Raw genomic sequence first — 20,942 nt, 5'->3', positions numbered from 1 at the left:
CGAATTTGAGGAGGAAGAGATATGAGCAGAGTGTACAATTTTTCTGCAGGACCTGCAGTCCTGCCGGAAGAAGTCTTAAAAGAAGCAGCAGATGAGATGATGGATTATAAGGGAACCGGAATGTCGGTGATGGAAATGAGTCACCGATCCAAGGCTTATGAAACCATCATCAATGAAGCTGAAGCTGATTTAAGAGACTTATTGTCAATTCCGGATCATTACAAGGTGCTGTTTTTACAGGGCGGAGCGTCCCAGCAGTTTGCCATGGTTCCCATGAATTTATTTCAGAATGGGGTTGGAGATTATATCATCACCGGACAGTGGGCAAAGAAAGCGTACCAGGAGGCAAAACTTTATGGTACAGCCAATGCAGTAGCTTCCAGTGCTGATAAAACATTCAGTTATATACCGGATGTTTCCGATCTTTCTATCTCAGAAGAGGCGGATTACGTATATATCTGTGAAAATAACACCATTTATGGAACCAAATTTAAAACACTGCCTGACACGAAAGGTAAAACACTGGTAGCAGACCTCTCCTCCTGCTTCTTATCGGAACCTGTCGATGTGAGTAAGTATGGACTTATTTTCGCCGGAGCTCAGAAAAATGTGGGGCCGGCCGGTGTTGTGATTGTCATTGTCCGGGAAGATTTAATCCGGGAGGATGTTCTAAAAGAGACACCTACCATGCTGCGTTATAAGACTCATGCAGATGCAAAATCCCTTTATAATACACCGCCTGCCTATGGAATCTATATCTGCGGCAAGGTATTTAAGTGGTTAAAGAACTTAGGCGGACTGGAAGCAATGAAAAAGATTAATGAAAAGAAAGCAGCAATTCTTTATGATTTTCTGGATCAGAGTAAGATGTTTCACGGCACTGTGGTTGAGAAGGACCGTTCTCTTATGAACGTACCTTTTGTTACCGGCAATGAAGAACTGGATGCCTTATTTGTGAAAGAGTCAAAAGCTGCGGGATTTGAGAATTTAAAAGGTCACAGATCCGTAGGTGGTATGCGTGCCAGCATTTATAACGCCATGCCTTTAGAAGGAGTGGAGAAGCTGGTTTCCTTTATGAGAGACTTTGAAGAAAAAAATACAGCACAGGCAGACTGAAAGGAGATCACAGCCATGAAAAAAATTCATTGCCTTAATGCGATTTCTACATACGGAACCGCATTATTAACAGAAGAATACGAGCTTACAAATCAGATGGAAGGTGCAGATGGCGTGCTTGTCAGAAGTGCTTCCATGCATGAGATGGCACTTCCAGACGGGCTTCTTGCAATCGCAAGAGCAGGAGCAGGTGTCAATAACATTCCTTTAGAGGCATGTGCTGCAGAGGGAATCGTGGTATTTAATACACCAGGAGCCAATGCAAACGGAGTAAAGGAGCTGGTGATCGCTGGTCTGATGCTGGCTTCCCGTGATATTGAAGGCGGAATTCGCTGGTGTAAGGAGAATCAGGAAGATGAAAACATCTCCAAATCTGCGGAGAAAGCAAAAAGTGCATTTGCCGGATGCGAAATCAGAGGCAAGAAGCTTGGAGTCATTGGTCTTGGCGCCATCGGTGCAGAGGTTGCCAATGCCTGTTCTTCCCTTGGAATGGATGTGTACGGATATGACCCCTTCATCTCAGTGAACGCTGCATGGAGACTCTCAAGAAATGTAAAACATATTACTGCCGTGGAAACGATTTATAAAGAGTGTGATTACATTACCCTTCATGTGCCGTTAGTGGATGCAACAAAGGGAATGATCAATAAAGCAGCCTTCGATAATATGAAGGATGGAGCAGTCATTCTTAATTTTGCCAGAGACATTCTGGTGAATGAGGCGGATATGGCTGAAGCATTAAAGTCTGGTAAGATTAAAAAATACGTAACTGATTTCCCAAATCCAACTTCCGTGCATATGGAAGGCGCCATCGTCATTCCACATCTTGGGGCTTCTACAGAGGAATCAGAAGATAACTGTGCGAAGATGGCAGTGGAAGAGATCATGGATTATATCGACAATGGTAATATCCGTAATTCAGTCAATTTCCCTGCCTGTGATATGGGAATCTGCAACGCTGCAAGCCGTATCGCAGTCCTGCATTTAAATATCCCCAACATGATCGGTCAGATTACAGGAACGCTGGCAGCCGGTAATGTAAATATCTCCGACATGACCAATAAGAGCCGTGAAAAGTATGCATATACTCTCCTTGATCTGGAAAATGTGCCGGATGCCGTAAGCATTCAGAAACTGAATGCTATCAAAGGCATAATACGGGTCAGAGTAATCAAATAGGGGAGAAATTATGGCAATCGTAAAACCATTTCAATGTGTAAGACCGAATAAGGAAGAGGCCAGCCTGGTGGCGGCCCTTCCTTACGACGTATATAACCGGAAGGAAGCCTGTGAGGTAACGGCTGAGAATCCAAAATCATTTTTAAATATTGACCGCCCGGAAACACAATTTTCACAGGATACAGATATATACGATGACCGCGTTTATGATAAGGCGGCGGCCATGCTGAAGGATTGGATGGAAGATGGAACCTTTGAGCTGGACGGGACAAATGCGTATTATATTTATGAACTGATGATGGAAGGAAGAAGCCAGACCGGAATTGTGGCCTGTTCATCCATTGATGATTATGTAAATGGTGTGATTAAAAAGCACGAGAATACCAGGGAGGAAAAGGAACTGGATAGAATCCGTCATGTGGATACCACAGATGCCCAGACTGGCCCCATCTTCCTGGCGTACCGTTCCGTTTTAGACATTAACCGGCTGGTGGAAGAAAAAAAGAAGACAGAACCTCTTTATGATTTTACCGCAGAAGACGGAATCTGTCATAAAGTATGGAAAATTGCAGATCCCCAAACCGTGGGAATGATAGAAGAGAGCTTTCTGCACATTCCCTCTACCTATATTGCCGACGGTCATCACCGTGCTGCTTCTGCTGTAAAAGTAGGCTTAAAGAGACGGGAAGAGACCGCAGGATATACGGGAGATGAGGAATTTAATTTCTTTCTGTCCGTACTCTTTCCCGATGACCAGCTGATGATTCTTCCTTATAACCGTGTGGTAAAGGATTTAAACGGATTATCCCAGGAAGCATTCCTTGCGGAACTCTCCAATGGATTTACCGTTACTTCTGTAGGAGAAGAAGCTTATGGCCCATCTGAAAAGGGAACCTTCGGAATGTATTTCAATAAAACCTGGTATTGCTTAAAGGCAAAGGCAGGGTTAATGAGCGAGGATCCGGTAAAAGGACTTGACGTATCTATTTTACAGGACAATCTCTTAGGTCCCATTTTGGGAATCGGAGATCCGAGAATTGATAAGCGGGTTGATTTTATCGGAGGAATCCGTGGATTAAAGGAACTGGAAAAACGCTGTGAAGAAGATATGACAGTGGCGTTTTCCATGTATCCAACCTCAATTGGAGAACTCTTCACAGTTGCGGATGCAGGACTTTTAATGCCTCCAAAATCAACCTGGTTTGAACCGAAATTAAGAAGTGGGCTGTTTATTCATATGCTGAAATAAAAAACACCGTTTCCGAAGCCAACAGGCTACGGGGACGGTGTTTCATTTTCCGGCTTTGCATTCAGCTGATCTTTCCGGAAGGTGTCGTAGATACTCAGAAGCTGTGGACGTTTTACAACGCCTATTTTCTGAAAGATGTTATGGACGTGGGTTTTGGCTGTTCCAAGAGAGATAAATAAATCATCGCTGATCTCCTGATTGGTTTTATCTAAGAGCAGTACTTTTAAAATTTCACGTTCTCTGATTGTTAAATGGTAATTCTCACAGAACCGATGCAGAATGCTTTCTTCAATATCAGAAGGCAGACTGGAGTGAGTATGGCTGTTTACAGAATTCACAATTGTAATGTTCCGCAGTGAAGTTTTTAAATAATACATTAAATAACAAGCGGAAAATGCAGCGTGAGTCAGATACATAATATCGGAGGTGATACTTCTGTTATTCATATTAATATAGTATTTGGAATACACATCAAAATGAAAAATTACAATGGAATCTTCCGCAATAATACACAGGTTCATAATTATAGTGAAACAAAAAAGTAATCTGCACCATTGATAGAAGGAGCCCTGATAAAATTCAGGGTTCTTTTTTATTGTCCATAAAACCTCCCCACCTACATAGGCATTATAGAGCTGGCTTGGCAGGTAATAGAGAAAGATTTTCCATGCACTGTTATCCAAAGCAGGGATGAAAAACATGTAGGTTACATAGATGCCAAGAATACTAAAGTCATACCAGGTTATTTTTTTGTTGATCAGGTTTTTAAAAATGATCAGATAACCAAGTGACATCGTTAAATAAATTAATGTCTTATGAGTTGGTACGATCATAAAAATCCGATTATAGTTTTCTGCAAAACTCTGAAACTGTTCTGATGCGAAAGTCACAATATCATCTATTATAATTGCCGAGTAAATAATCCCGATCCAAAGCAGAATCTTATCTTTTCCATTTAGAAACAGAAAAAATGACATCCACATAATTCCGGAATAGACAATGATGATAAACAAATTGTAGAGAAAGCTAACACCCTTTTCCATATGTGCCTCCAGTTCGTAAACCGCTTTTTGTAAGTTATTATCAGTATAACAAAATAAAAACTTTTTTCAACTGCGAAATTACAAAAATCGACAAATATATAGTGCATATTATACAAAAGTTTAGAAAAGTTTATGTGTAAAATAGTGTAAAGTGTTATAAAATTCCACCCATTAGCTACATTCTCAACCGGTCCGAAAACTGCTATTTTCGTCTTGTGAGAGCGATTCACACCGGCAATCACAGCAAAAACAAAATAAAGGAGGTTTCACCAGTGGCTGTAAAAATAGTTCTTGCCTTAGGCGGTAATGCCCTTCAGTCAGGAAAAGGAGAAGCAACAGCGCAGGCTCAGCTTTCAGTCGTTCATAAGACTTGTGAGTATATTGCAGAAATGAACGAACGCGGGTATGAAATGGCCATTGTACATGGAAATGGACCCCAGGTTGGAAGAATTCTTATGGCATCCGAAGCAGCAAAGGATGTAACACCGCCAATGCCGTTTGATGTATGCGGAGCCATGTCACAGGGATATATCGGATATCATCTGCAACAGGCGCTGAAGTATGCACTAAATAAGAGAAATCAGAATTTCCCCGTAGTCACCATTGCGACTCAGGTTGTAGTTAATGAGAAGGATCCTGCATTTCTAAATTCAACCAAACCAATTGGTCCTTTTTATTCAAAAGAAGAAGCCGAGGAGCTGACAGCATCAAAAGGATACGTAATGAAGGAAGATGCGGGGCGGGGATACAGAAGAGTTGTTGCATCACCCCTTCCTCAGAAAATTGTGGAAATTGATGCAGTAAAAGAGCTTTGGCCAAAAGCAATCGTAATTACCTGTGGTGGCGGCGGAATTCCGGTTATTGAACATCCGACTGGCTGCCTTTGCGGTACTGCAGCAGTGATTGATAAAGACTTTGCAGCAGAGCTTCTGGCTGAACAGGTAGAAGCGGACATCCTTATGATTCTGACTGAAGTAGAGAAGGTTGCGGTTAATTACAATAAACCGGATCAGAAGAATCTGGATCATTTAAGTATTTATGAAGCAAATAAATATTGCGAAGAGGGACAGTTTGCTCCCGGAAGTATGCTTCCAAAGGTGCAGGCAGCCATGAAGTTTGTAAGATCCAATCCCTCCAAGAAAGCAATTATCACTTCTCTGGATAAGGCGATTGAAGCTTTGGACGGGAAAACCGGAACTGTATTCACTTTTAATTAAATAAAAAACAGGAGGATTTACCATGAGAGCAAATGGAATTCGTCATTTTATTGACACCAATGATTTTACAAAGGAAGAACTGTTAGACATCATTCATCTTTCCTTAGAGATTAAAAAAAGCATTAAGGCAGGATACAATCCACCCCTTATGAAGGGAAAGACACTTGGAATGATCTTTCAGCAGTCATCCACAAGAACCCGTGTATCCTTTGAAACAGCAATGGAGCAGCTTGGCGGACATGCCCAGTACTTAGGACCTGGCATGATTCAGCTTGGCGGTCATGAGACCATCGGCGATACAGGAAGGGTTTTATCCCAGATGATCGATGTGGTTATGGCACGAGTCATTGAGCATAAGAGCGTAGTGGAACTGGCAAGTGCAAGCTCTATTCCAGTATTAAATGCAATGAGTGATTATAATCATCCAACTCAGGAAATCGGCGATCTGTGCACAATCGTTGAGCATCTTCCAAGAGGGAAGAAACTGGAAGACTGCAAGGTGGTATTCGTAGGAGACGGCACTCAGGTATGTGCTTCCCTTGGTTTCATCACAACAAAGCTTGGCATGCACTTTGTACATTATGGTCCCAAAAAGAATCAGCTTTTAGAAGAACACAAAAAGATCATGGAAGAGAACTGCAAGATATCAGGCGGCACATGGGAAGTGACCGACAACCGTGACAGCGTAAAAGGCGCAGACTTCATTTACACAGATGTATGGTATGGCCTCTATGAAAACGAGACTCCAAAAGAAGAGAGAGTTGCTACATTTAAAGATTACCAGGTAAACAAAGATTTGATGTCTCTTGGAAATATCGGATGCAAATTTATGCACTGTCTGCCGGCTACAAGAGGAGAAGACGTGACCGATGAGGTACTTGACAGCGAAAGTTCCATTGCATTTTTAGAGGCGGGTAACCGTCTGACTGCAATGAGAGGTCTGCTGGTTTATTTCACTCAGTATCAGAGAGATCAGGCAGCAAGCGAACTGCAGATCGCAGCAGCAAAAGAGCAGTTAGAAAAATTCATGGATGAGAGACATATCAGATAAGGGGGAGTCACCATGTCAGAAGCGCCAAAGAAAAAATTTCGTTTAATCGATGCCATAATGACCGTAATCTGTGTGGTATTTGTGGCAGAAGCAGCAGCACCGGTAGCAGCAATCGGTAATTCCCAGTATTTCTGGTGGATCTTTCTGCTTATTACATTCTTGCTGCCTTATGGCCTGATTTCATCAGAACTTGGTACAACCTATGAAGGGGACGGTGGAATGTATGACTGGGTATCAAAGGCTTTTGGAAATAAGTGGGGAGGAAGAGTATCGTGGTATTACTGGATTAATTTTCCTCTCTGGATGGCTTCTTTGGCGCTGATGTTCCCTAATATTATCAGTTTGCTGACAGGAACCGAAATGGGACTGGTTCCATCTTTACTAATCGAGCTGGCTTTTGTATGGATTATCGTATTAATCAGTTTTAATTCAATTTGTGACAGTGCGTGGATTTTAAATGGGGCTGCTGCAATTAAAATTTTAATTGCCGTTACGTTAGGGATACTTGGTATTTACGGAGCTGTAACTCATGGTGTAGCCAATGAATATACCTTATCCTCCATGCTTCCTAAATTTGATTTAAACAGCTTATCCTATATATCCGTAATTTTGTTTAACTGTCTTGGATTTGAAGTAGTCTGTACCTTTGCGGGAGATATGGAAAATCCGAAAAAGCAGATTCCCCAGTCAATCGTTGCAGGAGGTCTGGTAATAGCGGCTATTTATATCTTTATGGCATTTGGAATTGGAGTTGCAATTCCTGCCGATCAGATCAGCACCAGTACAGGACTTGTTGCAAGTGTTCAGATTTTAACTGGTTCAACCAGAGGTGTGATCGTAATTGCTGTAGCAATTGGATTTTTGCTTACGCTTTTTGGAAATATGATTTCCTGGTCACTGGGAGTAAACAATGTGGCCGCTTATTCCGCGGAAAATGGAGATATGCCCGGAGTATTTAAAATACGCAGCAAAAAAACAAATATGCCAACCGGTGCAGCAGTTATGAACGGCCTGGTTGCCAGCCTGGTTCTTATTATCGCTCCGTTTATGCCAAATGAGGATTTATTCTGGAGTTTCTTCGCACTGAACCTGGTTATGTTTCTCCTTTCTTACCTGCCTGTATTTCCTGCATTTATTAAGCTGAGAAAGACGGATGCAGATACAGAACGGCCGTTTCGGGTTCCAGGCAGTCCTTTATTTTTAAAGATATTAGCAGGTCTGCCTATGTTACTGATTGTGGTTGCACTGATTTTTACGGCAATCCCATTAAGTTTTGATACAGAGACTCTGACATCAAAGCTCCCCATCACCATAGGTGCAGTAATATTTATTATAATCGGTGAAGTAATTGTTAACAGAAAAAGAGATAAATAAGAGAGAAGGTAACTATTATGGCAAAGAGAATTGAAAATACAACCCCAAAGCAGGACGGTTACCGTATGCCTGCAGAATTTGAAGAACAGGAAAGAGTCTGGATGCTTTGGCCGGAAAGACCGGATAACTGGAGAAACGGTGCAAAGCCTGCACAGACCGTATTCGCCCAGGTTGCAAAAGCAATCCGTCAGTTTGAGCCGGTTACCGTATGCGCGTCACCTGCCCAGTTTCAGAACTGCCGTGCCCATCTGCCATCTGACATTCGTGTGGTAGAAGTAACCAGCAACGACGCCTGGATTCGTGACTGCGGACCAACCTTTGTAATCAATGACAAAGGCGGAATCAGAGGATGTGACTGGACCTTTAATGCGTGGGGCGGACTTGTTGACGGACTGTACTTCCCATGGGATCAGGATGATCTGGTAGCGCAGAAAGTATGTGATCTGGAAGGAATTGATTCCTACCGGACAGAAGGATTTGTACTGGAGGGCGGATCCTTCCATGTAGACGGTGAGGGAACTGTAGTTACAACTAAGATGTGCCTGTTAAGCGAGGGACGCAACCCTCTTATGACAAAAGAAGAGATAGAGGAAATGCTCTGTCAGTACTTAAACTGTGAAAAAGTGATCTGGATTAAAGACGGAATTGATCCAAATGAAACCAACGGTCATATTGATGACGTTGTCCAGTATGTAAAACCGGGTGAGGTTGCCTGTATCTGGACAGAGGATGAAGAAAATCCGTTCTATGAAGAAGCACAGGCTGCTTATAAAACTCTTTCTGAAGCAGCTGATGCAAAGGGACGCAGGCTGAAGGTTCACAAGCTTTGTCTCACAAAAGAGCCAGTACGGTTAAACGGTGCAGACTCCATTGATATGGTAGAGGGCACTCTTCCAAGAGAAGATGGGGAAATCTCCATTGCTTCCTATATGAACTTCCTCATCGTAAACGGCGGTGTAATTGTTCCCCAGTATGGTGATGAAAACGACGCCTTAGCACTAGAGCAGATTCGGGAAATGTTCCCGGAGCGGAAAGTAGTAGGAGTACGTACCGAAGAGGTAGCATTTGGAGGCGGAAATATCCACTGTATTACTCAACAGCAGCCAAAAGTAAAATAATCAGATAAAATATTGAAAGCGTATCAGACTTATTTTGTACCGTCTGATACGCTTTTTTGTATTTCAGCCACATAATGAAACTTTGTCTGGATAGTATATATAGTTTGTCAGGAGGATAGAAAAAGTTTATCCCGTATAATTAGTAGAAAGAGGTATAATGGGATAGTACAAGAGTTAACAGGGGGGACCAGGGATGAGACATATTTTAAAAAGAATCAGCAGCAGATTAGATGATTTTAAATTGAAGAAAAAGCTTAGGATACTTTACATATACAGCGTTCTTCTGCCAATTTTTATAACAGATAGTGTAATTGTTGCCATATTTATAGCATCGGAAAGTGCTTCTATGAAAAAGGGCATGGAGAATATCGCAAGTGCGGTAAAATACAATTTTTTCTATGATATAGAAGAAGCAGCCGGTACAACAAAAAAAATATATATGAATAAATATGTGAACCAGTTCATGGATAAACAGTTTGAGTCGGAGCTGGACTTTTTTTTAAGTTATCAGGCTTTTATGAAAGACTCTTTATTTGAAAGCAGCATCGGAACGACAGCGTCTTCCATCACCATGTATGCGGACAATCCCACCATTGTAAGCGGAGGGGAATTTAAACAGCTTTCCACAGTAAAAGACCAGGAGTGGTACCAGTATTTAAAAGGCTCAAGCCGGGATGGGGTGCTTTATATGTACTATGATGAGAGCAGAATTCCCACTGTAGATTCCAAGCGAAAAATATCCTTTATCAGGAGGTTGAATTTTTACAAAAGAGATGGATGCGAAAAGCTTGTAAAAATGGATATAGACTATAGCACCATGGCGCGTAGCTTTGTAAAAATGAATTATGAGGCCCCGGTTTATGTATGCTGGAATGATAAAATCATTCTGTCCAATCAGGGTAATTACGGACAATGGAAGGATTTTGAGACCTTTGATCTGCAGGAAAAAGTAGGCTATCAGATGAATTTTTCTTCCTACGGGGCTGAGCTGACAATTTATGTTCTAAAGCCCCAGACAGTAATCGTAAAGCAGATGTTAAAGAATATTCCCCTGTTCATCCTGCTGGTTTTTATAAACATCCTGCTGCCATTGGGATTTATGATAGCCATCAACCAGTCCTTTACCGAACGGCTGAAGGAGCTAAGCCAGGCCTTTAAGCGCATTGATGATGAAAAGCTTATGAAGATTGAGAACATAAGGGGAGAGGATGAAATTGGAATTGTAATGCGCAATTATAATCGCATGGTGGCTACTATTAATGAGTTAATCCAGACTGTTTATATTAACCGATTAAAAGAACAGGAGATGGATATTGAACGGCAGAAAGCGGAACTTTTAGCGCTTCACAGCCAGATTAACCCCCATTTCCTATTTAACGCACTGGAGAGCATCCGTATGCACAGTCTTCTTAAAAATGAAACAGAAACCGCCAGCATGGTGGAACAGCTGGCAATAATGGAGCGTCAGAACTTTGACTGGGGTACGGATTTTATCACAGTAAGGGAAGAGATTTCATTTGTAGAAGCATATTTGCAGCTGCAGAAGTACCGTTTTGGAGATCGGCTGTCTTACCGGCTGGATATTATGGAAGAATGTATGGACTACCAGATTCCAAAGCTGACCATTGTTACATTTGCTGAAAATGCCTGTATTCATGGCATTGAGAGTAAAACAGCAGATGGGTGGATTTTTGTCCATGTATATATAAAAGATGAAATGTTTTATATTGAAATCGAAGACACCGGGGACGGAATGGAAGAGTCATTTTTGGATGAATTAAAATACAAGATGAATCATGCCAGTATTGAGATGCTAAAAGCTAAGAAAGGAGTAGGCATACTAAATGCCTGCCTGCGGCTTAAGATGGCAACGAATAATATGGTACGCTTTGAGCTGGAAAGTGAAGCCGGAATTTCAACCATGGTAACAATTAAAGTTCCGGTATCAAATATATAGAAATAATGGGGGGTAACTATGATACGTGTCTTATTAGTGGATGATGAACCGTTTATTGTTCAGGGATTGAAGGTACTGATTAATTGGGAGGAAGAAGGCTATGAAATTGTCAAAACGGCTGCAAATGGAATGGAGGTTCTTGATTACCTGAAAAATAATCAGGTGGATTTAATCATTGCAGATATTAAAATGCCTGTGATGTCAGGAATGGAGCTGTTGGAGATATTGAGAAGAGATAAGGTTTCCCATGCAGATTTTATCATATTAAGCGGTTTCAGTGATTTTTCCTATGCTCAGCAGGCAATTCGATTTGATTGTTTTGACTATATTTTAAAACCGGTTGTGAAAGAAGAACTGATCCGGGTGCTGCACCGGCTGAATTATCAGAGACAGGGCAGTAAAAAGCAACAGCTTAACAAAATCAAAATGGAGAAGGCATATCTTGCCAGAAATATGATATCTCTTATCTTTGGGAAATACGACCAGATTAATCTGAATTATATCAGAGAACAGATGCAATGGTCGGAAGGAATCTGTTACGTGGACATCGAAATTGACAATATTGAGCAGATGGAAGAGCTGATGGATGAGGAAAAGCGCAACCAGCAGAGAGAACTTTACCGTGCCTGCCTTGCATTTTTAAAAGGGGATGGGGATCATTGTATTTTTGATGTTTCAAGCCATGAAAAAAGCTATGATATTGGTTTTATATATTGTGATTATATGGCAGTAAATGCACGGGAAACTCAGAAAGCCTATCTGGAGCGGTTCAGAAAGTACTTAAATGATGCCATGAGCCTGCCGGTTGTCATGCTGGTAGGAAAAAAGGTAAATGATATTTCAAAAATCTCAAATTCCTATGGGTCAGCCAGAATTCTCCGCTCTTTTCAGGCCTTTCGCAAAAAGCAGCCCATCTATTATTATGAAAAAGAGGTACAGGTAAATAACAATGGGATTGTATTATGTAAACAATATCTGGATGATCTGCTGTTTGCAGTGGAGCAGAATGAACGGGGAAGAATTGAGGAAAGCGTAGAGCGGCTGTATGAAGAAATGAATCATTTAAGATTTGCCATGGACACGGTTAATTTGAATATTAACTATCTTTTATTCCAGCTGATCCATCTGGCATCCGAGCAGGACGGATATGTAAACCAGGAAGAAATCATGCTCTATATCAGTGAAAATGTCTTTGAAGGAGATATGCTCAGAGGCGGAAAAGAGCATTTAATCCGGTTATCCTGTGAGTATGCGGCTTACTTGGAACAGCTGCGAAAGCATGTGTCAAAGGATATTCTTCATGAGGTAGAGAAGAATATCAGAAAAAATTACGCTAAAAATCTTTCATTAAGAGAATACAGCAATCAATATTATTTAAACAGCGCCTATTTAGGTCAGCTGTTTAGGAAAAAGTACGGAATGTCCTTTAAGGATTATTTAAATAACTGCCGTATTGAGCAGGCGGCAGTCAGGCTGTTAAGAACCGATCTAAAAATATACCAGATTGCGGAGGAGGTTGGGTACCGGGACTTAGACTACTTTGTGAACCGTTTTATTTCCGTTAAGGGCTGTACACCGTCAAAGTTTAGAAAGGGTGGGGAAAATAGAGAGAAATAGGGCAGATTTTGGATACTGCTTCTATAATTTCCCCTGTGTTTTTATTCGCTTTCTCCAGTTGTGAAAACACAGCTTTGAAGTAAACTATTAATATAAAAGAAAAGGGAGGGTATGACGTTGAGAAAGAAACAGTTTACAGCTCTGCTTGTGATCGGTGCCATGGTATTGCAAACTCTGACCGGCTGCTCTAAGGGGACAGCAGCTACCGGCAGCAGTACAGCCAAAGAAGAGGGGGGTATCAAAGAATTTACCGCTTTTTTTGCGGTACCGGGAGACGAAATCAATGATGACAATGAAATTCAACAGCACATTGCAGAGATTACAGGAGCCAAAGTAAAGGAAACCTGGCTGACCGGACAAACAGCAGAAGAAGCTGTGGGAACCTTAATAGCAGGAGGAGAATATCCTGATTTTATCTGCGGCAGTGACGGAACCAGCCAGCTTTATGATGCAGGAGCACTGGTCGCACTTGATGATTATATTGATGATTATCCCAATATCAAGAATTTCTTTACCAAGCTGGAATGGGAACAGCTGCGTCAGGCTGATGGCCATATCTACTGGATTCCTCAGTTCAACAACAGCTATGAAAAGGATATGCAGACCACTCACAACGATGAGGCCTTCTGGATTCAGACCCGTGTACTAAAATGGGCCGGATATCCAAAGATCACCACCATGGACGAATATTTTGACTTAATCGAGCGTTATCAGGAAGCCAACCCCACCATGGAGGATGGAACAAAGAACATTCCATACACGATATTATGCGATGACTGGAGATATTTCTGCCTTGAGAATGCTCCGCTGTTCCTGGACGGATATCCCAATGATGGAAGCTGTATTGTAGATCCTGAGACGAAGAAAGTAATTGATTACAATACTACTCCTACGGCAAAACGCTATTTCCAGAAGCTGAATGAAGAATTTAAAAAGGGCATCGTTGATCCGGAATCCTTTACTCAGATCTATGATGAATATATTACAAAGCTTTCCACAGGACGTGTACTTGGAATGATTGACCAGTGGTGGGATTTTTATGTGCACGTTAATGATGCTTTAAAGCAGCAGGGGCTGGAAGACCAGGGCTGTAATTATGTACCCCTTCCGGTTACCATTGACAAGGGAGTAAAAAACAAATGGCATACCTCAGGGGATACGTTAAATGTAGGTTCTGGTCTGTCCATTTCCGTAAGCTGTAAAGATGTCAGAGGAGCTTTAAAATTCGTAGATGATCTGTTAAGTGAGGAAGCGATCACTCTCAGAAACTGGGGAGAAAAGGATGTGGATTATCTGGTGGATCAGGATGGATTATTCTACCGCACACCTGAGATTCGTATGAAAGTCAGCAATACTGCATACAAAGCCTCTCATTTATGCCCTTATTCCTATTTCCCGGTCTGGGGCGGAATGAGCCAGGATGGAATCAATGCAGCAAAACCGGAGCTGCAGCCCAATGAGTTCCTGGATAGTCTTCCAAAGAATGTACAGGAATGCCTTCAGGCATATGGCTGCAAAACCTATGTAGACATGGTAGGAGAAAATGAGATTCCTGGACCCTGGTATCCGATTTATACGTTTGTTGGAACCATGACCACGGCAACCCCTGGCGGAACCGCATGGATTAAGATGAGAGAATTAAAACATGAGTATTTACCAAAAGTTGTCATGTCGCCTGATTTTGAAGCTGGCTGGGAGGAATACTTATCTGCTTATGAGACCTGCAATCCAAAGGCATTTCTTGATGAGGTACAGCCGGAGGTAGACAGGAGAATTAAAATCGCAGAAGAAGCGGCAGCAAATTAAATAGTAGAAAACAGGCGGTGCAATCATAGATATCTGCACCAGCCTGTTTTTTAGCAAAGGAGTGATACTATGGCATCCATTGGAAAGGTTAAAAAAGAACGTATCAATTGGAAAGAAATAAAAAAACAGAAAGTGCTCCTGCTGTTGTCTGCAGGCTATGTGATTTATGGATTTATATTCTGTTATCTGCCTCTTGCAGGCTGGCTCATGGCTTTTGAGAACTATAAGCCGAAGGCTGGCTTTTTCCACTCGAAATTTATAGGGCTTGCAAAATTCCGGCAGCTGTTTCTTGATGATGGATTTATCCGTGTCATCAGAAATACGCTGGCAATGGGAGTCATTAATTTAGTTACTACCATGGTTGCAGCTATTGTGTTTGCAATTCTCTTAAACGAAGTAAAGTCACAGGGTGGAAAAAAGGTTGTGCAGACAATTTCATATCTTCCCCATTTCTTATCCTGGATTATTGTTACCGGCATTTTGCACGATGCTCTGTCTGGGACGGGGATCGTCAATGATCTTCTGGTTCGATTTCAACTGTTCAAGGAACCTCTTAATTTTTTTGCATATCCTAAATATTTCTGGTGGATTGTCGCCTTTGCCAATGTCTGGAAGGAAACGGGGTGGAATGCCATTATCTACCTGGCTTCCATCACAGCCATAGACACATCTCTCTATGAAGCGGCAGCCATAGACGGAGCAGGAAGGTGGGCCAGAATCAAATATATCACCCTGCCCGGTATTAAGCCTACGATGATTATTCTTCTTTTAATGAATGCAGGTAATGTTTTAAATGCCGGTTTCGAAGTCCAGTATCTGTTAGGAAACGGACTTGTGCAGAGTGTATCCCAGACGATTGATATATATGTTTTGAAATGGGGTATCAGTCAGGGAGATTATTCCCTGGGTACTGCAGCAGGAATATTTAAAAGTGTGGTAAGTATTTCCATCGTATTATTGGCAAATGAGATGGCAAAGCGGGCCGGCGAAGAACGCTTATTTTAAGGGGGGCAGATATGACTAATCATAGAATGTTACATAAAAGGAAAAGTTCACTGGGTAATAAGATATTTGTTTTCCTTAATACCATATTCATGGTTCTGTTTGTGATCATTACCCTTTATCCAGTTTGGAATACACTGGTCCTGGCCTTTAATGACGGGACCGATGCTCTGAGAGGAGGGCTGTATTTATGGCCCAGAAAATGGACACTTCAGAATTATATTACAGTACTTCATAAGAAAAATCTGCTAGTGGGAGCTTATGTAACCGTTGCAAGGACGGTGATCGGCACCATTACTGCACTGGCCGCCAATGCTCTTCTTGCTTATATAGTAAGCCGGAAACGCTTTATTTTTAAGAGACAGCTCTCCTTATTCTGGGTTATTACCATGTACGTAAACGGTGGAATGATTCCTGTTTTTCTTTTATATAAGGGCTTAGGCCTTACCAACAGCTTTCTGGTCTATATAGTTCCCGGAATGGTAGGAGCCTTTAATATGCTGGTGATCCGGACATATATGGTAGGGATTCCTGATAGCCTGGAAGAGTCGGCTCAGTTAGACGGAGCCGGAGACCTGGTTATATTTACAAAAATCATCTCACCTTTATGCAAACCGGTATATGCAACCATTGCATTATTCTGTGCAGTAGGACATTGGAATTCCTGGTTTGATGCCATGCTCTACAATCGGATGAATTCCAATCTGACCACACTGCAGTATGAGCTGATGAAGTTATTGTCATCTGTAAGTAATCAGAGTAATTCTGTAGAATCCATGAAGAATGCGGTGGCAGCCGTGACGCCCACTTCGGTCCGCTCTGCTGCCACCATACTTACCATGCTGCCCATTGTCTGCCTTTATCCGTTCTTACAACGGTATTTCGTCACAGGTCTTACAATCGGAGGCGTTAAAGGATAAAAATTATTGATTTTTGGCACCTGCCGCGGGGGTTTCTCCGCGGCAGTAATCATAGCCCCGGTCCCCGTTTCTTTTGATTTTCTTTAGCTGAAACCACATAACTGCCCATGGCTGCAGTGAAATAGAAATGGAAATAACATTAGCAGAAGCACTGACTGATTCTGTATGAATCAATGGCTGTGCACTATCTTTTAGTATCTCTGTTTCTTCTTTTGAGAGCCAGGAAGGTTCTCCCATATCATGCCAGATTTTTCTCGGATTTCCATGAGTTTCATCAACAGTCTTTGTAAGCAGACAATATTCTCCGTCTTCATTCACCGGTAATGTGAAAGAAAGACGCAGACATTCCCTTTGCCCAAGGCATAGATTCCAGGCGGCTGCGCAGTAGCTTCCATCCTCTTTTTCCATAACAATCAGTTCGTCGGAACGGTGGATGCATTTGCCCTGAAGCTTTTTAAAGAATGCAAAGGTCCAGAATGTGGGTTTTGGAATTGTTCCGTTTGCCACCAATCCAAATCCCCCGTGAAATGGAGTAAATGGAACCCCCTTTTCCTCAAAAATATCACCAAAGGTCCAGTAAGAGTAGGATTCACACAGATCACCCATCTTAGATAAAAGCCATGCCACATAAGCCGCATTGACTGTGGTGTCGTGAATCGGGCTGTCAGGGCTGTAGGAAGTGTTAAACTCCGTTATATGCATGGGAACCCCGTGAAATGATTCAAAGCTGTCAATTATTTCCCGGGATACCTTAAGCTCCTCCATGGCAGTTTCGGGATCTCTTAAGGATCCGTAGCTGTAATGGCCGCATTGCTCCGGTTTTTCCCACATGTAATGATGCCGTGTGATAAAATCCGGTTTTAACTCCTTTGCTCTGCAAAATTCCAGAAATTGCTTCAGCCAGATAACGTCGTCAACCCCGCAGATTGCCGGGCCTCCAATCAGAAATCGGCTGTCAGTCTTTTTAACAGTATAATAGGTCTTCTGAAACAACGTAAAATATTCCTCTTTGTCAGCCCCTTTCCAGAATCCGGGAAGATTTGGCTCGTTCCATACCTCAACCGGCCAGGTTACCACCTCTTCTTTCCCGTAGCGGTCCATAAGATGTAAAAGAACTGCCTGTACCAGATCTGACCACACCTCATAGCTTTTTGGGGGTGTAACATTTCCCTTCCAGTAAAACACGGTCTGATCGCCGGAAGCCATTTTCTGAGGCATAAATCCTAGCTCTAAAAAAGGCTTAATCCCAAGATTCTGATAGGCATCCATGACCATATCCAAATAGGTAAAGTTATATTCTGCCCTGATGTTACCTGACTCATCCGTATATTCCTGATAAATAGCCATATCGTCACAAAAGATTCCGTGTCCTCTGATATGGCGAAAACCAATCTGCTCCTGCACCAGTTTTAACTGCTCCTGATACTGCTGCTGCAGAGTTAATCCCATTCTGCCGGTTCCTACACAAAAATCTGCATGATTCTTAAAACTGTACTCTGTTTCATTTTGAATTTCATAGCTGATTTGCTTTTCCATATGAATCCCCTTCCCCATAATTTGTCCTTAATTATACCATTTTTTAACCTGGAAATAAATAAATCTGCTATAAAAAGCAGCCTGCTTACGGGAATGATTTTAAGGTCCCGTAAATAAGCTGCTTTCATTTTTATTGCTCCTCTTCAAGAGGTGGCGGCGGTGCCACGAAATTCTCCGGAATGCCAGGATCTTTCATATTATAAACCCGGCTGTATTCCTTGGTTTCCTGATTTTTTACTGTCTCAGACCGGTTCATAGACAAAAATTTGGTCAGTTCATAGCAATCCACCCAGATCTCATTGTTTCCATCTTTCTGGGACTCATCAAAGATCAGCTGAAGCCCGAAATGAAGGTGAGGCTCGTTAATGTTATTGGTGTTTTCTGTCCGGCTGTATCCCGTCCGGCCCAGATATCCGATGACATCTCCGGCGTTTACGATACCGCCCTGTTTTAATGATTTATGATAGGGATAATTTTTTCTTAAATGAGCGTAATAATAGTAGCGTTTTCCATCAAAACTTCGAATGCCTAATCGCCAGCCACCGTATTGATTCCAGCCGATCGCTTCCACATAGCCGCTTTCCACAGCAATAACAGGGGTACCGACCTGGCCCATCATATCATGACCCAGGTGCTGGCGTTTAAATCCGTAGGATCTTGCAGTCCCGAAATCGTCAAAATCGTTGTAGGGAAATCCTTTGGCAATGGGAGAAAATCCTTTCAAACCGTATTTTGTCACCCAGACTTTATCGGGATTGACCGAACCGTCCGGCAATAAGTCCGGCGTAGCGTAAAGCGGTGCATTGGCGGAAGGGATCTGAATCTCATATTGCCCAACCAGACCGTCTAACACGGCTCCATAGGCTTCCCGGTAATACGTGTAGTATTTCATTTTGCCGGTCAGTTCTTCCATGGTTTTTCCGGAGAGAAGCTGTTCGGCAAGTGAATCTAAATCTTTGCTGGAATATCTGGAGAAGTCTCCTCCGTATCTGGCACCCAGATAGGCAAGCAAATCCACCCAGTTTAAATGAACCTGGGACTGGCAGGTATTGACATCATAACGAAAGGCTTCCTGCATGGCTCTTGCAGTAACATTAAAATCCACCCATTTAACGTATTTTTTCGCTTCCGAAGAGCTGGCCTTCCCTTCCTGGTTTACAACTGGAAAAGAGAATCTGCCGCCGGGAGAAATAAAAAAAAGGGAGACTAAAAGAAACATAAGAATGACTACTTCTATGTATATAATCAGATGATGCCTTGCCACTGGGAAAGATGTAAAACTCTTTTTGAATGGGTTCATAAGAATTCTCCTTGTCGTTCCATGTTAGATGCATGTGAAAAGGGAAAGCAGCTTTCTTTGGCTTTCCCATATAAGATATGCAAAAAGGACAGAATTTATGACGGAAAAGGTGGAAACAGAGTCAGTCTTGGAAAAAAGAAGGGTTCATGCTATAATTTCAGCTAAGAATGAATTTGATGGAGAAAGAGAGGCTTCTAAATGAATAATTTTGAATATTGCGTACCAACAAGGGTGATTTTTGGCCGTGACACCCATAAAAATATTGGAGAATTGATTGCCGGATATGGATTTAAAAAGATTCTGGTTCATTTTGGCGGAGGAAGTGTAAAGGAAAGCGGTCTTTTGGATCAGGTCGAAGATTCCTTAAAGAGTCATGGAATTGAATACGTACTGCTTGGAGGAGTAAGGCCCAATCCCGTTCTTTCACTGGCAATGGAAGGAATAAACCTGTGCAGAAAGGAAAACGCCCAGTTTATTCTTGCTGTGGGGGGCGGCAGTGTGATTGATTCTGCAAAATGCATGGCTGACGGAGTCTTAAATCCGGATATTGATCCATGGGATTATTTTATGAAAAAAGCTGTTCCTGGCAAGGCACTTCCTCATGGAAATATTCTGACACTGTCTGCTTCCGGAAGCGAAACCAGCTTGTCCTGTGTCATTACCAAAGAAGAGGAAGGCTTAAAAAGAGGATTTAACAGCCCCACACACCGCCCATTGTTTGCAGTGCTAAATCCTGAGCTGACCTTTACTGTGAATAAGTTTCAGACTGGCTGCGGAACGGTGGATATTATGATGCATACACTGGAACGGTATCTGGGAGGAACTACGAAAGATACACCTCTTACAGACCGGATCGCCGAAGGACTTTTGACCTCTGTAATGGAAGCAGGAGAGAAGGCGGATAAAAATCCGGCAGACTATGAGGCACGCGCCACTCTTATGTGGGCTGGAAGTCTTTCTCATGACGGACTGACTGGTCTTGGGAGAGATTATCTCATGCAGGTGCATCAGCTGGAACACGAACTGTCCGGGTTATATCCTGATATCGCACACGGTGCCGGTTTATCCGCTCTGTTTTGTTCCTGGGCCAGATACGTATGTAAGGATGCACCGATGAGATTTGCCCAACTGGCTGTAAGGGTGTTCAACCAGGAGATGGATTTTGAAAATCCGGTTTATACAGCATTAAAGGGAATCGATGGGCTGGAAGCATATTTTAAAAGTCTTGGTATGCCGGTTTCTTTGCGGGAATTAAATTCCGGCATGACTGAGGAGGATTTCCTCCTTATGGCGAATAAATGCTCTTCTAATGGAGAAAAGACCCTGGCAGGAATCCGTGAGTTGGGAAGAGAAGATATGATAGAGATTTACCGTATGGCATTTTAAAAATACTGGTACTAATAAAAAAGGGGCTGTGAAATAAGTCTCTACGAAAAAGGAGGATCTTCTTCTGAGCG

16 protein-coding genes are annotated in these 20,942 nt (G+C 42.3%); 13 read left to right on the top strand and 3 right to left on the bottom strand.

Annotation, left to right across the window (positions count from 1 at the left end; translation table 11 throughout):
- Positions 1-21 precede the first annotated feature (21 nt).
- Genes serC through ABS301_RS22055 form a run of 3 tightly spaced genes read left to right on the top strand, consistent with a single transcriptional unit; the run spans position 22 to position 3,544 of the window.
- Entirely contained in the window at positions 22-1,116 is a 1,095-nt protein-coding gene (serC, locus tag ABS301_RS22065) for a 3-phosphoserine/phosphohydroxythreonine transaminase (RefSeq protein ID WP_349674257.1), read from the top strand.
- 15 nt (positions 1,117-1,131) lie between these two features.
- The gene (locus ABS301_RS22060; protein WP_349674256.1) at positions 1,132-2,295 is read left to right on the top strand and encodes a phosphoglycerate dehydrogenase; all 1,164 of its coding nucleotides are present in this window, start codon (positions 1,132-1,134) and stop codon (positions 2,293-2,295) included.
- Between the two features lie 10 nt (positions 2,296-2,305).
- Entirely contained in the window at positions 2,306-3,544 is a 1,239-nt protein-coding gene (locus tag ABS301_RS22055; RefSeq protein WP_349674255.1) for a DUF1015 domain-containing protein, read from the top strand.
- A 26-nt stretch (positions 3,545-3,570) separates the two neighbouring features.
- Here ABS301_RS22055 and ABS301_RS22050 read toward each other — a convergent pair whose 3' ends face one another.
- Entirely contained in the window at positions 3,571-4,587 is a 1,017-nt protein-coding gene (locus tag ABS301_RS22050; protein ID WP_349674254.1) for a LuxR C-terminal-related transcriptional regulator, read from the bottom strand.
- Positions 4,588-4,859: 272 nt separating this feature from the next.
- Between ABS301_RS22050 and arcC the strand changes: the two genes are divergently transcribed.
- The 9 genes from arcC (at position 4,860) to ABS301_RS22005 (ending at position 16,649) form a co-directional block, all read left to right on the top strand.
- Entirely contained in the window at positions 4,860-5,804 is a 945-nt protein-coding gene (gene arcC / locus ABS301_RS22045; protein WP_349674253.1) for a carbamate kinase, read from the top strand.
- Between the two features lie 22 nt (positions 5,805-5,826).
- Positions 5,827-6,855, top strand: a complete 1,029-nt coding sequence (ptcA, locus tag ABS301_RS22040; RefSeq protein WP_349674252.1) for a putrescine carbamoyltransferase — start codon at positions 5,827-5,829, stop codon at positions 6,853-6,855.
- Positions 6,856-6,867: 12 nt separating this feature from the next.
- Positions 6,868-8,229 carry an APC family permease gene (locus ABS301_RS22035; protein WP_349674251.1) on the top strand — a complete coding sequence of 454 codons (1,362 nt, stop codon included), beginning with the start codon at positions 6,868-6,870 and terminating at the stop codon, positions 8,227-8,229.
- Between the two features lie 17 nt (positions 8,230-8,246).
- Positions 8,247-9,347, top strand: coding sequence for an agmatine deiminase (gene aguA, locus ABS301_RS22030; protein WP_349674250.1), 1,101 nt, complete (start codon positions 8,247-8,249; stop codon positions 9,345-9,347).
- A gap of 193 nt (positions 9,348-9,540) precedes the next feature.
- Entirely contained in the window at positions 9,541-11,304 is a 1,764-nt protein-coding gene (locus ABS301_RS22025) for a sensor histidine kinase (protein WP_349674249.1), read from the top strand.
- A gap of 18 nt (positions 11,305-11,322) precedes the next feature.
- Positions 11,323-12,921: a response regulator transcription factor gene (locus ABS301_RS22020; RefSeq protein WP_349674248.1), complete on the top strand. Its 1,599-nt coding sequence runs from the start codon at positions 11,323-11,325 to the stop codon at positions 12,919-12,921.
- 117 nt (positions 12,922-13,038) lie between these two features.
- A complete protein-coding gene (locus tag ABS301_RS22015) occupies positions 13,039-14,727 on the top strand; it encodes a type 2 periplasmic-binding domain-containing protein (RefSeq protein WP_349674247.1) in 1,689 nt (562 codons plus the stop codon).
- 69 nt (positions 14,728-14,796) lie between these two features.
- Positions 14,797-15,732, top strand: a complete 936-nt coding sequence (locus tag ABS301_RS22010; protein ID WP_349674246.1) for an ABC transporter permease — start codon at positions 14,797-14,799, stop codon at positions 15,730-15,732.
- An 11-nt stretch (positions 15,733-15,743) separates the two neighbouring features.
- Complete coding sequence (locus tag ABS301_RS22005; RefSeq protein ID WP_349674245.1) at positions 15,744-16,649, top strand: carbohydrate ABC transporter permease; 906 nt, start codon at positions 15,744-15,746, stop codon at positions 16,647-16,649.
- Positions 16,650-16,652: 3 nt separating this feature from the next.
- On the opposite strand, the gene ABS301_RS22000 is transcribed toward ABS301_RS22005, so the two are convergent.
- Both ABS301_RS22000 and ABS301_RS21995 read right to left on the bottom strand, forming a co-directional pair.
- Positions 16,653-18,185 carry a GH39 family glycosyl hydrolase gene (locus ABS301_RS22000; RefSeq protein ID WP_349674244.1) on the bottom strand — a complete coding sequence of 511 codons (1,533 nt, stop codon included), beginning with the start codon at positions 18,183-18,185 and terminating at the stop codon, positions 16,653-16,655.
- 130 nt (positions 18,186-18,315) lie between these two features.
- Positions 18,316-19,485: a M23 family metallopeptidase gene (locus ABS301_RS21995; RefSeq protein ID WP_349674243.1), complete on the bottom strand. Its 1,170-nt coding sequence runs from the start codon at positions 19,483-19,485 to the stop codon at positions 18,316-18,318.
- Positions 19,486-19,683: 198 nt separating this feature from the next.
- On the opposite strand from ABS301_RS21995, the gene ABS301_RS21990 reads away from it, so the two are divergent.
- The gene (locus tag ABS301_RS21990) at positions 19,684-20,871 is read left to right on the top strand and encodes an iron-containing alcohol dehydrogenase (protein ID WP_349674242.1); all 1,188 of its coding nucleotides are present in this window, start codon (positions 19,684-19,686) and stop codon (positions 20,869-20,871) included.
- Positions 20,872-20,942: the final 71 nt, after the last annotated feature.

It is taken from the genome of Lacrimispora sp., assembly GCF_031982545.1.
In the GTDB taxonomy this organism is placed as follows: Bacteria; Bacillota; Clostridia; order Lachnospirales; family Lachnospiraceae; genus Lacrimispora.
The sequence above is the reverse complement of the archived record's forward strand: the minus strand, read 5'-3'. Positions and strand labels throughout refer to the sequence as shown.

Coding starts and splice junctions, on each gene's coding strand:
- ABS301_RS22005 (WP_349674245.1), top strand. CDS start 15,744: ATGACTAATCATAGAATGTTACATAAAAGGAAAAGTTCACTGGGTAAT.
- serC (WP_349674257.1), top strand. CDS start 22: ATGAGCAGAGTGTACAATTTTTCTGCAGGACCTGCAGTCCTGCCGGAA.
- ptcA (WP_349674252.1), top strand. CDS start 5,827: ATGAGAGCAAATGGAATTCGTCATTTTATTGACACCAATGATTTTACA.
- ABS301_RS22050 (WP_349674254.1), bottom strand. CDS start 4,587: ATGGAAAAGGGTGTTAGCTTTCTCTACAATTTGTTTATCATCATTGTC.
- ABS301_RS22000 (WP_349674244.1), bottom strand. CDS start 18,185: ATGGAAAAGCAAATCAGCTATGAAATTCAAAATGAAACAGAGTACAGT.
- aguA (WP_349674250.1), top strand. CDS start 8,247: ATGGCAAAGAGAATTGAAAATACAACCCCAAAGCAGGACGGTTACCGT.
- ABS301_RS22025 (WP_349674249.1), top strand. CDS start 9,541: ATGAGACATATTTTAAAAAGAATCAGCAGCAGATTAGATGATTTTAAA.
- ABS301_RS21990 (WP_349674242.1), top strand. CDS start 19,684: ATGAATAATTTTGAATATTGCGTACCAACAAGGGTGATTTTTGGCCGT.
- ABS301_RS22055 (WP_349674255.1), top strand. CDS start 2,306: ATGGCAATCGTAAAACCATTTCAATGTGTAAGACCGAATAAGGAAGAG.
- ABS301_RS22020 (WP_349674248.1), top strand. CDS start 11,323: ATGATACGTGTCTTATTAGTGGATGATGAACCGTTTATTGTTCAGGGA.
- ABS301_RS22060 (WP_349674256.1), top strand. CDS start 1,132: ATGAAAAAAATTCATTGCCTTAATGCGATTTCTACATACGGAACCGCA.
- ABS301_RS22035 (WP_349674251.1), top strand. CDS start 6,868: ATGTCAGAAGCGCCAAAGAAAAAATTTCGTTTAATCGATGCCATAATG.
- ABS301_RS22010 (WP_349674246.1), top strand. CDS start 14,797: ATGGCATCCATTGGAAAGGTTAAAAAAGAACGTATCAATTGGAAAGAA.
- ABS301_RS21995 (WP_349674243.1), bottom strand. CDS start 19,485: ATGAACCCATTCAAAAAGAGTTTTACATCTTTCCCAGTGGCAAGGCAT.